The organism is Streptomyces sp., assembly GCF_036566765.1.
Classification (GTDB): Bacteria; Actinomycetota; Actinomycetes; order Streptomycetales; family Streptomycetaceae; genus Streptomyces.
Window position 1 is genome coordinate 14,020 of the sequence record NZ_DATCVQ010000638.1, and the last position, 13,387, is coordinate 27,406.

Sequence of the window (13,387 nt, forward strand, 5' to 3'; positions counted from 1 at the left end):
GTTTGGGCGTCGCGTACGTACAGAAGGAAAGGCCGGGCCTCTTGTGCGGGAGGTCCGGCCTTTCGCATGTCTGCCTTCTGCGCCTGTGCCGCGCTCAAACCTTGCGCAGGAAGAGCCCCGACAGGATCGCGCCGGCCAACACGATCGCCGCGTTGACCAGGACCGCGAGACCGATCCCGGCGTGCAGGGTGGCGGAGGTGACGACCACCGCGCTCATGATCGGCGTGCCCATGGTGATGCCGATCTGCTGGGTCATGGTGGCGAGGCCGGTCGCCATGCCCTGCTCGGCGTCGGGCAGGCCGGAGGTGGCGGTGACCATGAAGCCGACGATGGCCAGCATGTTGCCGACGCCGCCGACGAAGGTGGCGGCGAGCAGCAGCCAGAGCCCGCTGCGGTCGTCGCCGAGGGCGACGAGCGAGACGGTGGCGGCGGCCTGGAGCAGCCCGCCGGCGACGAGGGCGGTGCGCGCCGAGAAGCGGCCGATGAACCGGGACGCGTACACCCCGCCGAGGACGGTGCCGGCGCCGAGGACGCCGAAGGAGAGCCCGGCGGCGAGCGGCGAGAAGCCGAGGACGTCCTGGAGATGCAGCGTCATCAGGAAGACCAGCGAGGTCTCGGTGACGAAGGCGACGAGCCCGGCGAGGTTGCCCCAGACCACGGTGCGGCGGGTGAGGATCCGTACCGGGACGAGGGGCGAGGCGGCGCGCCGCTCGACGAGCACGAAGGCGACCAGGAGCGCCGCGCCGACGGCGAGCGGGAGCAGCGCGGCGGGGGCGGTCCAGCCGTGCTCGCCGGCGACGGTCAGGCCGTAGACCAGGGCGAGCAGGCCGCCGGTGACGGTGACGGCCCCGGGGACGTCGAGCCGGGGCCGGACGGCCGGGCGGCTCTCCTTGAGGACGGCGGGGGCGACGAGGAGGACGGCGAGGGCGACGGGGACGTTGACGAAGAACGCCCAGCGCCAGGAGAGCAGGTCGGTGAGGACGCCGCCGAGGACCGCGCCGGTGGTGAACCCGGCGGACATCAGCGCCCCGTTGAGGCCGAGGGCCTTGTCGCGCAGGGGGCCCTCGGGGAAGGCGGAGGTGAGCAGGGACAGCCCGGCGGGGGTGACGGCGGCGGTGGCGAGGCCCTGGGCGACGCGGGCGGCCATGAGCATCTCGGGGCCGGTGGCGAGGCCGCCGACGAGGGAGGAGAGCCCGAGCAGGGCCATGCCGCCGAGGAAGAGCCGCCGGCGGCCGACGATGTCGGCGACCCGCCCGAACAGGAGCGTGAATCCGGCGGCGGCGAGGGCGAAGGCGGTCGCGATCCACTGGAGGTTCGCCAGGGAGAAGCCGAGTCCCTGGCCGATGACGGGCAGCGCGACGTTAAGGATCGAGAAGTCGACGGCCAGCATGAACTGGGCGACGAGGAGGACGACGAGGACGAGCCGCATGCGCCCGTCCATCCGGGCCGAGGCGGAAGGCGCGGATGCCTTGGGGGCGGGGGCGGAGACGGCGGGGCTTTCGAGGGCAACCATGAGCGAGACCTCTTAATGGGATGTCGGTTCCGTTAAGATGTCGGTGACAGTAGCAGAGCAAGCCGCGTTAATGGAACAGGAGACCCGTTTGAGCGAGAGCCAGCCGGCCGTGCCCGGCACCGTGCGCCCCGGCGGCCGCACCGCGAAGGTGCGCGCCGCGGTCCTGGAGGCGACCGAGGACGCGCTGGCGGCCACCGGCTTCCACGCGCTGAACATGGACCAGGTCGCGGCGGCCGCAGGCGTCGGCAAGACGACCGTCTACCGCCGCTGGGGGTCCCCGGTCGGGCTGGTCACCGACCTCTTGCACGACATGGCCGACCGGTCGCTGCCGTCCGCCGACACCGGAACCCTCGAGGGCGATCTGCGGGCCAACGGCGCACTGGTCCTGAAGACCCTCACCGACCCCCGGATGGCCGCCGTCTTCCGCGCGGTGATCGCCGCCGCGGCCTGCGACGAAGAGTGCGCGGACGCACTGCGGGGCTTCTACCGGGCCCGCCTGACGGAGTGGGCCCCGGTGGTCGTCCGCGCGGGCGAACGCGGCGAGCTGGACCGGGACACGGACGCGCTGGAGGTGCTGCGCGCGATCTCGGCGCCGCTCTACTACCGCTTCATGATCAGCCGCGAGCCGCTGACCCCGGCCGACGCGGACCGCGCTGTGGACGCGGCCCTCGCGGCGGCCCGGGCGGGCGTCCTCGCGACGCGCCCGGAGGGGTGACTAGTCCTTCGGCACGGTGCGCTTGAGTACGAGTACTCAGGCGCACCGCCCGCCCCACGCGCAGGATCGAAGGCATGCTCTGGTCCGACCCGAAGAACGAGCCGCCGAAGGAAATGCGCGACATGCAGGCGATGCTGCGCCGCGCGGGCTTCCTGCTGGCCCTGGCGATGCTGGTGGCGATGTTCGCGGCGGGCATCCGCTGAAAGCCCGGAGGGCCGGGAGCATCCGATCACCATGGCAGAGCACGCCCGGATCGTTAGGCTGCTGCCATGACTGCTGATCGCCGCCGGCTCGTGCTCGCCTCCGCCTCCCCCGCCCGCCTCGGGCTGCTCAAGCAGGCCGGGCTCTCCCCCGAAGTGATCGTCAGCGGCGTGGACGAGGACAAGGTCGTCGCCCCGACGCCCGCCGAGCTCGCCCTCGCTCTGGCCGAGGCGAAGGCCGCCCACGTCGCCGCCCGCCCGGAGGCCTTCGGGGCGCTGGTGATCGGCTGCGACTCCGTCCTGGAGCTCGACAAGCAGGCCCTGGGCAAGCCCAAGGACGCCGAAGAGGCCACGGCCCGCTGGAAGAACATGCGCGGCCGGGTGGGCATCCTTCAGACCGGCCACTGCGTGTACGACACCGCGGCCAAGCGGTACGAGTCCGCCACCGCCTCCACCCTGGTCCGCTTCGGCGAGCCGACCGACGCCGAGATCGCCGCGTACGTCGCCTCCGGCGAACCGCTGCACGTCGCGGGCGCGTTCACCCTGGACGGCCGCTCGGCCCCCTTCATCGAGGGCATCGACGGCGACCCGGGCAACGTCATCGGCCTCTCGCTGCCGCTGCTCCGCACCCTGCTGCAGAAGCTGGGCGTCTCGATCACCGACCTGTGGACGTGACGGAACGTCACGCGGGAGTCGGCTCGCCCTCCGCCGCAGGCGCGGGGGTCTCCTCCTGGCCGTAGGCGACCAGCGTCAGCACGATCAGGCCGAGCACCACCATCATGAACGCGAACGCGCCCCAGCCGACCAGGCCCACCGTCACCGCGCCGAGGATGCCGTGGATCACCGCGCAGCCGATCAGGAGGGCGCGGCCGGCGCGGCCCGGGCGGCGGTCGCGGACGGCGGCGATCAGGGCGACGGTCGCGCACAGGGCCAGCAGGACTCCCGAGACGATGCCGAGGGCCCATGTACCAGTCACCATCGCGTCCGGGTCGAGGCCGTCCAGGGACATCGACTGGATCTCGACGAAGCGGGCCATCACGGCATTGAGAACGACGATGCCGACCGCCTCCATCAGAAGCACCAGCGCGGCCACGATCGCTATCGGTCTGCGGGCCACCTGGGCCACCCCCTGAAAAACGGCTGTTACCACTAGTACGTTCGACAGCGCGAAGGCTACTGAGCGGTAAACCGTCGGACAAGGGTCCGTGCAGCCCTGGAGAACGGCAAAGAATCATTGGGCCATTCGTAGGGACTCCACAAAGAAACGGGATCGGCGACTGGTCGCCCGAACAGAGACCTGCGCCACACCTCGGAGCTACTGTGCCGTACAGGATCCGTGCGTACCGTGGTGCGACAAGGGATTTCACGACCCGAGCAAGACTCGAGTGACTCTCCGTGTGGGAAAGCTCACCATAGGGGACGGCTCGAAGTGCCGTGTCGGCAGTCCCTAAACTCAGCATGTTTCGGGAAGACATCGGCACGGTGCCCCGTCGAGCGCTCCGGCTCGGGTGGATCCGGCCGGGGGTCCGGGGGTGGTCCCCGGGAAAATCAGCAAGGAGGGAGCCATCGTGCGCAAGGTGCTCATCGCCAACCGTGGCGAAATCGCTGTCCGCGTCGCCCGGGCCTGCCGGGACGCCGGGATCGCCAGCGTAGCCGTCTACGCCGATCCGGACCGGGACGCCCTGCACGTCCGCGCGGCCGACGAGGCGTTCGCCCTGGGCGGTGACACCCCGGCCGCCAGCTACCTGGACATGGCCAAGGTGCTGCAGGCCGCGAAGGACTCGGGAGCGGACGCGATCCACCCGGGGTACGGCTTCCTCTCCGAGAACGCCGACTTCGCCCAAGCCGTGCTCGACGCCGGCCTGACCTGGATCGGCCCGCCGCCGCAGGCCATCCGCGACCTCGGCGACAAGGTGGCCGCCCGTCACATCGCCCAGCGCGCGGGCGCCCCGCTCGTCGCCGGCACCCCGGACCCGGTCTCCGGCGCCGACGAGGTCGTCGCGTTCGCCCAGGAGCACGGCCTGCCGATCGCGATCAAGGCCGCCTTCGGCGGCGGCGGTCGCGGCCTGAAGGTCGCCCGCACCCTCGAAGAGGTGCCGGAGCTGTACGAGTCCGCCGTCCGCGAGGCGGTCGCCGCCTTCGGTCGCGGCGAGTGCTTCGTCGAGCGCTACCTCGACAAGCCGCGCCACGTCGAGACCCAGTGCCTGGCCGACTCGCACGGCAACGTGGTCGTCGTCTCCACCCGTGACTGCTCGCTGCAGCGCCGCCACCAGAAGCTCGTCGAGGAGGCCCCCGCGCCGTTCCTCTCCGAGGCGCAGAACGCGGAGCTGTACGCGGCGTCCAAGGCGATCCTGAAGGAGGCTGGCTACGTCGGCGCCGGCACGGTCGAGTTCCTGGTCGGCACCGACGGCACGATCTCCTTCCTGGAGGTCAACACCCGCCTCCAGGTCGAGCACCCGGTGACCGAGGAGGTCACCGGCATCGACCTGGTCCGCGAGATGTTCCGCATCGCCGACGGCGAGGAGCTCGGCTACGGCGACCCGGAGATCCGCGGCCACTCCTTCGAGTTCCGCATCAACGGCGAGGACCCGGGCCGCAACTTCCTCCCGGCCCCCGGCACCGTCACCCTCTTCGCCCCGCCGACCGGCCCCGGCGTCCGCCTCGACGCGGGCGTGGAGTCCGGCTCGGTCATCGGCCCGGCCTGGGACTCCCTGCTCGCCAAGCTGATCGTCACCGGCGCGACCCGCAAGCAGGCGCTGCAGCGCGCCGCCCGCGCGCTCGCCGAGTTCAAGGTGGAGGGCATGGCCACGGCCATCCCGTTCCACCAGGCGGTCGTGGTCGACCCGGCGTTCAACGCCGACCCGTTCACGGTCCACACCCGATGGATCGAGACCGAGTTCGTCAACGAGATCAAGCCCTTCGCCCCGGCGGGCGCCGAGGCCGACGAGGACGAGTCCGGCCGCGAGACCATCGTGGTCGAGGTCGGCGGCAAGCGCCTCGAGGTCTCCCTGCCGTCCTCGCTGGGCATGACGCTCGCCCGGACCGGCCTGGCCGCCGGCGCGAAGCCGAAGCGCCGCGCCGCGAAGAAGTCCGGCCCGACCGCCTCCGGCGACACCCTCGCCTCCCCGATGCAGGGCACCATCGTGAAGGTGGCCGTCGAGGAGGGCCAGGAGGTCAAGGAGGGCGACCTGATCGTCGTCCTGGAGGCCATGAAGATGGAGCAGCCGCTGAACGCGCACCGCTCCGGCACGATCAAGGGCCTGTCCGCCGAGGTCGGCGCCTCGGTCAGCTCGGGCGCTCCGATCTGCGAGATCAAGGACTGACACCCGCGCACAGTTCGTACGCTGGGAAGGGCCCGCAGGCGCACCGCCTGCGGGCCCTTCGCCCACCCGAGGAGTCCCGCCATGCGCGCCGACGCGCGTCGCAACCACGACCGGCTGCTCGATGCCGCCCGTGCTGCCTTCGCCGAGCGCGGCGCGGACGCCTCCCTGGAGGACGTGGCGCGCCGGGCGGGGGTCGGCATCGGCACGCTGTACCGGCACTTCCCGAACCGGCCTGCGCTGCTCAGCGCGGTCTTCCAGGACGCGCTGGCGGCCCTGCTGCGCCGTTCCGGCGAGCTGGCGGAGGCGGACGATCCGTGCAGGGCGCTGGTGGACTGGCTGCGCGCGGTGGTCGCGCACGCGGGCGCGTACCGGGGGCTGGCGCGGGCGCTCATGTCGGCGTCCCACGACGAGAGTTCGGCGCTCGCGCAGTGCAGTACGCCGTTGCGCACGGCGGGCGAGCGGCTGCTCGTCAGGGCGCAGGAAGCGGGCACGGTACGCGGAGACGTGTCGATCGGCGATCTGATGCAGCTCACCAACGCGATCGCGCTCGCGGCCGAACAGGACCCGGCGGACGCGGAGTTGGCGGACCGGCTGCTGACCCTGACGTTGCGCGGCGTGCAGGTCTGACGGGCAGTGACGGTTCCGTCAGCGACGACGGAGGTCGGCCACCCTGGCCCGGTCCTGCGGCACCTGCTCCGCGGCCAACGCGGCCGCTGCGCTGCGGAGTTGGCCGCCCGCGTGACGGGCGGCCGCCGCCCGCTGCCCCGGCAGCGGAACGTCCCTGCGCGGCGGCCGGCCCGGCGGTACGGCGTCGCTGCCGGCGGCTCCGGCGACCGTGATCTGCACGCCCTGGTCGGCCAGCGCCTGGAGCTCGGTGGCGGCCCGGTCGTCGTGCAGCGGGGGCTCGTCGGTGACCAGACGGGTGATGACGTCCGTGGGCACGGTCTGGAACATGGTGTCGGTGCCGAGCTTGGTGTGGTCGGCCAGGACCACGACCTCCGCCGCCGCCTGCACCAGCGCCCGGTCCACGCTCGCGGAGAGCATGTTGGACGTGGACAGGCCGCGCTCGGCGGTCAGCCCGCTCCCGGACAGGAAGGCCCGGGAGACCCGGAGCCCCTGGAGCGACTGCTCGGCCCCGCTGCCCACCAGCGCGTAGTTGGAGCCGCGGAGGGTGCCGCCGGTCATGACGACCTCGACCCGGTTGGCATGGGCCAGCGCCTGGGCGACGAGCAGCGAGTTGGTGACGACGGTCAGGCCGGGCACCCGGGCGAGCCGCCGGGCGAGCTCCTGCGTGGTCGTCCCCGCGCCGACGACGATCGCCTCGCCCTCTTCGACGAGGCTCGCGGCGAGATCGGCGATGGCCGTCTTCTCCGCGGTGGCGAGATGGGATTTCTGCGGGAAACCGGACTCCCGGGTGAATCCGCCCGGAAGCACCGCACCGCCGTGCCGGCGGTCGAGGAGTCCTTCTGCCTCCAGCGCCCGCACGTCACGCCGTACGGTCACTTCGGAGGTCTGGACGACGCGGGCGAGCTCACGGAGCGACACGGCTCCGTTGGCTCGCACCATTTCGAGGATCAACTGACGACGTTCTGCAGCGAACACAAAACTGACAGTAACCTGCGCGGCCGATACTTTTCAGCGCAATGGGCCGAAATGCAGAAGATGCGCACAAGCGGGGCCTCCAAGTGGTATAGGGGGCCCCGCACTTGTACGCACTTGCCGGGGTTTGCGTGCCGGGAACGACCGGCTTCGCAGGTCAGGCCTCGCCCGTGGCCTTCCGGGTGTGGAGCTGCCGTGCCACTTCCGCGATCGAGCCCGACAGGGAGGGGTACACGGTGAAAGCGTTTGCGATCTGTTCGACGGTCAGATTGTTGTCGACCGCGATCGAGATCGGATGGATCAGTTCGCTCGCGCGCGGGGCGACGACGCAGCCGCCGACCACGATGCCGGTGCCGGGGCGGCAGAAGATCTTGACGAAGCCGTCCCGGATGCCCTGCATCTTGGCGCGCGGGTTGCGGAGCAGCGGGAGCTTGACGACCCGGGCCTCGATCAGGCCCGCGTCCACGTCGGCCTGCGTGTAGCCGACCGTGGCGATCTCCGGGTCGGTGAAGACGTTCGAGGAGACCGTCTTCAGGTTCAGCGGGGCCACCGCGTCGCCGAGGAAGTGGTACATCGCGATCCGGCCCTGCATCGCGGCGACCGATGCGAGTGCGAACACGCCGGTGACGTCGCCGGCGGCGTACACGCCCGGGGCGGTGGTGCGGGAGACCCGATCGGTCCAGATGTGACCGGAATCCTTCAGCTTGATCCCGGCCTCCTCCAGACCCATTCCGGCCGAGTTCGGGATGGCGCCGACGGCCATCAGGCAGTGCGTGCCGGAGATGACCCGGCCGTCGTCCAGGGTGACCTCGACCCGGTCGCCGACCCGCTTGGCGGCGGCGGCGCGGGAGCGGGCCATGACGTTCATGCCGCGGCGGCGGAAGACGTCCTCCAGGACCGCTGCGGCGTCCGGGTCCTCGCCCGGCAGCACGCGGTCGCGGGAGGAGACGAGGGTGACGCGGGAGCCGAGCGCCTGGTACGCGCCGGCGAACTCGGCGCCGGTGACGCCGGAGCCGACCACGATGAGCTCCTCGGGGAGCTCCTTCAGGTCGTAGACCTGGGTCCAGTTCAGGATCCGCTCGCCGTCCGGCTTGGCGTCCGGCACCTCGCGCGGGTGGCCGCCGGTGGCGATCAGCACGGCGTCCGCGGTCAGCGTCTCCTCGGTCCCGTCGGCGGCGGTGACGATCACCTGGCGGGAGCCGTCCACGTCCTGCCGGCCGGACAGCCGGCCGCGGCCGCGCAGCACCCGGGCGCCGGCCCGGGTCACGGAGGCGGTGATGTCGTGCGACTGGGCGAGCGCGAGCCGCTTCACTCGGCGGTTGACCTTGCCGAGGTCCACGCCGACCACGCGGGCGGCCTGCTCGATGTGCGGGGTGTCGTCCGCGACGATGATGCCGAGCTCCTCGTACGAGGAGTCGAAGGTGGTCATCACCTCGGCGGTCGCGATCAGGGTCTTCGAGGGGACGCAGTCGGTCAGGACGGACGCGCCGCCGAGCCCGTCGCAGTCGACGACGGTCACCTCCGCGCCGAGTTGGGCGCCCACCAGGGCCGCCTCGTATCCGCCGGGTCCGCCGCCGATGATCACGATCCGGGTCACTGGGATCTACGCCTCGCGCTCTCGTTTGCCGGGGTGTCCCCCCGCTGGGGTGCAGTGCGTACGCCATTGTCCCGCACGCTTCAAGTGCGTACCCCATTCTCCCGCACGCGGGGGCCCGCCTCGCGCCGGGGCCTCCATACGGCGCTCACCTCTGCGTACGGCAGGCACCCCGACCCCTCCCGTACCCTCGGTCCCATGTCGCTCTACGCCGCGTACGCCGGCAACCTCGACCCGCGGCTCATGACCCGCCGCGCCCCGCACTCCCCGCTGCGCGGCACCGGCTGGCTGAACGGCTGGCGGCTGACGTTCGGGGGCGAGCACATGGGCTGGGAAGGCGCGCTGGCCACGATCGTGGAGGCCCCGCGCCACCAGGTGTTCGTCGCGCTGTACGACATCGCCCCGATGGACGAGGACTCGATGGACCGCTGGGAGGGCGTCGGCATGGACGTCTACCGGCGCATGCGGGTGCGCGTCGACACGCTGGACGGCGAGGAGCCGGCCTGGCTGTACGTGCTGAACGCGTACGAGGGCGGGCTGCCCTCCGCCCGCTACCTGGGCGAGATCGCGGACGCCGCGGAGTCGGCGGGCGCTCCGCACGACTACGTGATGGAGTTGCGCAAGCGTCCGTGCTGACCCGCCTCCGGTCGTCCGTGGGGAACGACATGTGAAACGGAGCACTCCGTTCGTCGGAAACGACAAGACAACGATCGCATGTCCGTCAGCATCGTCATCTACGCGCGTAGGCAATCTCCGGCTACGCTTCTTCGCGTATGAAACCGTCCGGGGCTCCCCTCGGACTTCCCTCCCCGAGGCGAGAGACTCAGTGAACGCAACTGCCACCCCGTACGAGGCCGCCGAGGCCGCGGCCACGCGCCTTCGCGAGCTGACCGGAGTCGACCACCACGACGTCGCGCTGGTCATGGGTTCCGGCTGGGCGCCGGCCGTCGACGCGCTCGGCGCGCCCGAGGCCGAGTTCCCGGTCACCGAGCTGCCCGGCTTCCCGCCGCCGGCCGTCGAGGGCCACGGCGGCAAGGTCCGCTCGTACAAGATCGGTGAGAAGCGCGCGCTGGTCTTCCTGGGCCGCACCCACTTCTACGAGGGCCGGGGCGTCGCCTCCGTCGCCCACGGGGTGCGCACCGCCGTCGCGGCCGGCTGCAAGACCGTCGTGCTGACCAACGGCTGTGGCGGCCTGCGCGAGGGCATGCGTCCGGGCCAGCCGGTCCTGATCAGTGACCACCTCAACCTGACGGCCGCCTCGCCGATCGTCGGCGCGAACTTCGTGGACCTCACGGACCTGTACTCGCCGCGGCTGCGGGCGCTGTGCAAGGAGGTCGACGAGACGCTGGAGGAGGGTGTGTACGTCCAGTTCCCCGGCCCGCACTACGAGACTCCGGCCGAGATCAACATGGTCCGCGTGCTCGGCGGCGACCTCGTCGGCATGTCCACCGTCCTCGAGGCGATCGCGGCCCGCGAGGCCGGCGCCGAGGTCCTGGGCATCTCCCTGGTCACCAACCTGGCGGCGGGGCTCTCGGGCGAGCCGCTGAACCACGAGGAAGTCCTCCAGGCGGGCCGCGACTCGGCGGCGCGCATGGGCGAGCTCCTGACGCGCGTCCTCGAGCGCATCTAGGGCCGACCCGCTGCGCGGGGCTCTTCCTCCACCCCGCCCCTTCCCGAAACCGGGGGCAAGCCCCCAGGCACCCGTACGGCCTGCGGCCGTGAGGCGCGGGGGTTCGGGGGCGGAGCCCCCGGTTCGGGAAGGGGCGGGGTGGGGAACAGCTCCGCGCAGCGGCCCCCGCAGGCCCCGCACCCACCCGCCCCGTACCCGAAAGGCACCCAACGTGACGACGCAGGACGACCTCTTCGCGCAGGCGCAGGCCTGGCTCGCCGAGGACCCCGACAGCGAGACCCGCGCGGAGCTCGCCGGGCTCATCGAGGCAGGCGACCGGGACGAGCTCGCCGCCCGCTTCTCCGGCACTCTGCAGTTCGGCACCGCCGGCCTGCGCGGCGAGCTCGGCGCGGGCCCCATGCGGATGAACCGCTCCGTGGTCATCCGCGCCGCCGCCGGCCTCGCCGCGTACCTCAAGGCGAAGGGGGAGGAGGGCGGCCTGGTCGTCGTCGGGTACGACGCCCGCTACAAGTCCGAAGACTTCGCCCGCGACACCGCCGCCGTCATGATCGGCGCCGGCCTGCGCGCCGCCGTGCTGCCGCGCCCGCTGCCGACGCCCGTCCTCGCGTACGCCATAAGGCACCTGGGCGCCGTCGCCGGCGTCGAGGTGACCGCGAGCCACAACCCGCCGCGCGACAACGGCTACAAGGTCTACCTCGGCGACGGCTCGCAGATCGTGCCGCCCGCCGACGCGGAGATCGCCGCCGAGATCGCGGCCGTTCGCGCGCTCGCCGACGTGCCGCGCCCGGTCGCCGGCTGGGAGACCCTCGGGGACGAGGTCCTGGAGGCGTACCTGGCGCGTACCGACGCCGTCCTGACCGACGGGTCCCCGCGCACCGCGAACGTCGTCTACACGGCCATGCACGGCGTCGGCAAGGACGTCGTGCTCGCCGCCTTCGCCCGGGCCGGCTTCCCCACCCCGGTGCTCGTCGCCGAACAGGCCGAGCCCGACCCGGCGTTCCCGACGGTCGCGTTCCCCAACCCGGAGGAGCCGGGCGCCATGGACCTGGCGTTCGCGAAGGCCCGCGAGGTCCGGCCGGACGTCGTGATCGCGAACGACCCGGACGCCGACCGGTGCGCCGTCGCGGTCCCGGACAACGGCGACTGGCGGATGCTGCGCGGCGACGAGGTCGGCGCGCTGCTGGCGGCGCACCTCGTGCACAAGGGCGCGACGGGCGTGTTCGCCGAGTCGATCGTGTCGTCCTCGCTGCTCGGCCGGATCGCGAAGGCGGCCCGCCTCGGCTACGAGGAGACCCTCACCGGCTTCAAGTGGATCGCCCGCGTGGAGGGCCTGCGGTACGGCTACGAGGAGGCGCTGGGCTACTGCGTCGACCCCGAGGGCGTCCGCGACAAGGACGGCATCACCGCCGCGCTCCTGGTGACCGAGCTGGTCTCGGTGCTCAAGGCGCAGGGCCGCACGCTCCAGGACCTGCTGGACGACCTGGCCGTCGAGCACGGTCTGCACGCCACCGACCAGCTGTCGGTGCGGGTCGAGGACCTGACCGTCATCGCGAACGCCATGACGGCGCTGCGCGAGAACCCGCCGAAGCAGCTCGCCGGGCTGACCGTCGTCACCGCCGAGGACCTCACCAAGGGCTCCGAGGCGCTGCCGCCGACCGACGGCCTGCGCTACTACCTGGAGGGCGCGTACGACGCCCGGGTGATCGTCCGTCCCAGCGGCACCGAGCCCAAGCTCAAGTGCTACCTGGAGGTCGTGGTCCCGGTCGGCGGCCCGAGCGACCTGACCGCGGCGCGCGCCACGGGCGCCGAGGTGCTGGACGCGATCAAGAAGGACCTGGCGGCGGCCGCCGGGATCTGACCCTCGCGGAAGGCGGTGGGCCCGTACGGAACGGATTCCGTACGGGCCCACCGCCGTTCCCGTAGGGGCCCAAGGCCGTTCCGGTACGGGCCCACCGCGTTCCGGTACGGGCCCACCGCCGTTCCCGTACGGGACCCGGCGTTTCCGCGCGGGCGCATACGTCCTTCCCGTACGGGTGAATTCGCTGCGGCAGTCGACGTAGCGGTCCGTGACCCGAACAGGTGGCCCGGGCCAGGGTGCCCCCAGAGCGCCCGCCGAGCCCAGGAGCCGCCGCCGTGCCCCCGGTCCTGACCGCCCGCCCCACCGTCCCCGCGTCCCGCCGACCGCCGTCGCCGGCCGGCGGCGGGGTGCCGGAGCGGGTGCGCGGCACCCTGCGGCACGCCGCGCCCGCGCTGCTCGGCTATCTGGCGGTACGTCTCCTGGGCCTGCTGGCACTGGCCCGCTGGGCCCATCTCAAGGGGCACGGCGTCTGGCCCGTCCTCGCCACGTCGTGGGACTCCGAGTGGTACCTCCAGATCGCCGACCAGGGCTACGCGGACGAGCTCGGCGGCCGGATGGACGCGAACAACCTGGCGTTCTTCCCTCTCTACCCGGCCCTGATCAAGGCGGTCGCGGCCGTGACCCCGGGCTCGCGCGCCTCCGTGGCGCTGGTGATCGCCGGGGTCTGCTCGCTGGTCGCCGCGTGGGGGATCTTCGCGGTCGGCGACCGGCTGCACGGGCGGCGCGCCGGCACGGTGCTCGCCGTGCTGTGGGGCGCGCTGCCGGTGGCCGTCGTCCAGTGGATGGGGTACACCGAGTCGCTGTTCACCGCGCTCGCCGCCTGGGGGCTGTACGCGGTCCTCGACGGCCGCTGGGCGTGGGCGGCGGGCCTGTCCGTACTCGCCGGGCTGACCCGGCCCACCGGCGTCGCGCTCGCGGCGGCCGTGACCGTCGCCGGGCTGCTCGCGGCGCGACG

Annotated in this window: 13 protein-coding genes; 9 read left to right on the forward strand and 4 right to left on the reverse strand. The window is 72.6% G+C overall.

The window, feature by feature from the left end:
• Positions 1–94: 94 nt before the first annotated feature.
• A complete protein-coding gene (locus VIU94_RS37000; protein ID WP_331918668.1) occupies positions 95–1,513 on the reverse strand; it encodes an MFS transporter in 1,419 nt (472 codons plus the stop codon).
• A 37-nt stretch (positions 1,514–1,550) separates the two neighbouring features.
• On the opposite strand from VIU94_RS37000, the gene VIU94_RS37005 reads away from it, so the two are divergent.
• From VIU94_RS37005 to VIU94_RS37015, 3 genes are all read left to right on the forward strand, one after another.
• Positions 1,551–2,228 (forward strand): TetR/AcrR family transcriptional regulator, encoded by a 678-nt coding sequence (locus tag VIU94_RS37005; protein ID WP_414721072.1) that lies wholly within the window; start codon positions 1,551–1,553, stop codon positions 2,226–2,228.
• Positions 2,229–2,302: 74 nt separating this feature from the next.
• Complete coding sequence (mmpB, locus tag VIU94_RS37010; RefSeq protein ID WP_331918672.1) at positions 2,303–2,431, forward strand: morphogenic membrane protein MmpB; 129 nt, start codon at positions 2,303–2,305, stop codon at positions 2,429–2,431.
• A gap of 66 nt (positions 2,432–2,497) precedes the next feature.
• Positions 2,498–3,103: a nucleoside triphosphate pyrophosphatase gene (locus VIU94_RS37015; RefSeq protein ID WP_331918674.1), complete on the forward strand. Its 606-nt coding sequence runs from the start codon at positions 2,498–2,500 to the stop codon at positions 3,101–3,103.
• Between the two features lie 7 nt (positions 3,104–3,110).
• Here VIU94_RS37015 and VIU94_RS37020 read toward each other — a convergent pair whose 3' ends face one another.
• The gene (locus VIU94_RS37020; RefSeq protein WP_331918689.1) at positions 3,111–3,500 is read right to left on the reverse strand and encodes a hypothetical protein; all 390 of its coding nucleotides are present in this window, start codon (positions 3,498–3,500) and stop codon (positions 3,111–3,113) included.
• 496 nt (positions 3,501–3,996) lie between these two features.
• Here VIU94_RS37020 and VIU94_RS37025 point away from each other — a divergent pair, with 496 nt between their 5' ends.
• Together VIU94_RS37025 and VIU94_RS37030 are read left to right on the forward strand one after the other, a co-directional pair.
• On the forward strand, positions 3,997–5,751 hold the full coding sequence (locus VIU94_RS37025; protein WP_331918676.1) for an acetyl/propionyl/methylcrotonyl-CoA carboxylase subunit alpha: 1,755 nt from the start codon (positions 3,997–3,999) through the stop codon (positions 5,749–5,751).
• An 81-nt stretch (positions 5,752–5,832) separates the two neighbouring features.
• Positions 5,833–6,378, forward strand: a complete 546-nt coding sequence (locus tag VIU94_RS37030; protein WP_331918678.1) for a TetR/AcrR family transcriptional regulator — start codon at positions 5,833–5,835, stop codon at positions 6,376–6,378.
• Between the two features lie 18 nt (positions 6,379–6,396).
• Here the strand turns inward: VIU94_RS37030 and VIU94_RS37035 are convergent, their stop codons facing one another.
• A complete protein-coding gene (locus tag VIU94_RS37035; protein ID WP_414721073.1) occupies positions 6,397–7,317 on the reverse strand; it encodes a DeoR/GlpR family DNA-binding transcription regulator in 921 nt (306 codons plus the stop codon).
• A gap of 190 nt (positions 7,318–7,507) precedes the next feature.
• Positions 7,508–8,947: an NAD(P)H-quinone dehydrogenase gene (locus VIU94_RS37040; RefSeq protein ID WP_331918680.1), complete on the reverse strand. Its 1,440-nt coding sequence runs from the start codon at positions 8,945–8,947 to the stop codon at positions 7,508–7,510.
• A gap of 195 nt (positions 8,948–9,142) precedes the next feature.
• On the opposite strand from VIU94_RS37040, the gene VIU94_RS37045 reads away from it, so the two are divergent.
• The 4 genes from VIU94_RS37045 to VIU94_RS37060 all read left to right on the forward strand — a co-directional run.
• Positions 9,143–9,580 (forward strand): gamma-glutamylcyclotransferase family protein, encoded by a 438-nt coding sequence (locus VIU94_RS37045; protein ID WP_331918681.1) that lies wholly within the window; start codon positions 9,143–9,145, stop codon positions 9,578–9,580.
• A 190-nt stretch (positions 9,581–9,770) separates the two neighbouring features.
• Entirely contained in the window at positions 9,771–10,574 is an 804-nt protein-coding gene (locus tag VIU94_RS37050) for a purine-nucleoside phosphorylase (protein WP_331918683.1), read from the forward strand.
• A 211-nt stretch (positions 10,575–10,785) separates the two neighbouring features.
• Positions 10,786–12,432: a phospho-sugar mutase gene (locus VIU94_RS37055; RefSeq protein WP_331918685.1), complete on the forward strand. Its 1,647-nt coding sequence runs from the start codon at positions 10,786–10,788 to the stop codon at positions 12,430–12,432.
• 275 nt (positions 12,433–12,707) lie between these two features.
• Positions 12,708–13,387 (forward strand): putative hexosyltransferase (locus tag VIU94_RS37060; RefSeq protein WP_524540659.1); only part of this gene is annotated, 680 nt, incomplete at its 3' end.

Excerpts from the sequence above, each read along its gene's own strand:
- VIU94_RS37005 (WP_414721072.1), top strand. The coding sequence starts at position 1,551 with ATGTCGGTGACAGTAGCAGAGCAAGCCGCGTTAATGGAACAGGAGACC.
- VIU94_RS37015 (WP_331918674.1), top strand. The coding sequence starts at position 2,498 with ATGACTGCTGATCGCCGCCGGCTCGTGCTCGCCTCCGCCTCCCCCGCC.
- VIU94_RS37035 (WP_414721073.1), bottom strand. The coding sequence starts at position 7,317 with ATGGTGCGAGCCAACGGAGCCGTGTCGCTCCGTGAGCTCGCCCGCGTC.
- VIU94_RS37020 (WP_331918689.1), bottom strand. The coding sequence starts at position 3,500 with ATGGAGGCGGTCGGCATCGTCGTTCTCAATGCCGTGATGGCCCGCTTC.
- VIU94_RS37030 (WP_331918678.1), top strand. The coding sequence starts at position 5,833 with ATGCGCGCCGACGCGCGTCGCAACCACGACCGGCTGCTCGATGCCGCC.
- VIU94_RS37045 (WP_331918681.1), top strand. The coding sequence starts at position 9,143 with ATGTCGCTCTACGCCGCGTACGCCGGCAACCTCGACCCGCGGCTCATG.
- mmpB (WP_331918672.1), top strand. The coding sequence starts at position 2,303 with ATGCTCTGGTCCGACCCGAAGAACGAGCCGCCGAAGGAAATGCGCGAC.
- VIU94_RS37000 (WP_331918668.1), bottom strand. The coding sequence starts at position 1,513 with ATGGTTGCCCTCGAAAGCCCCGCCGTCTCCGCCCCCGCCCCCAAGGCA.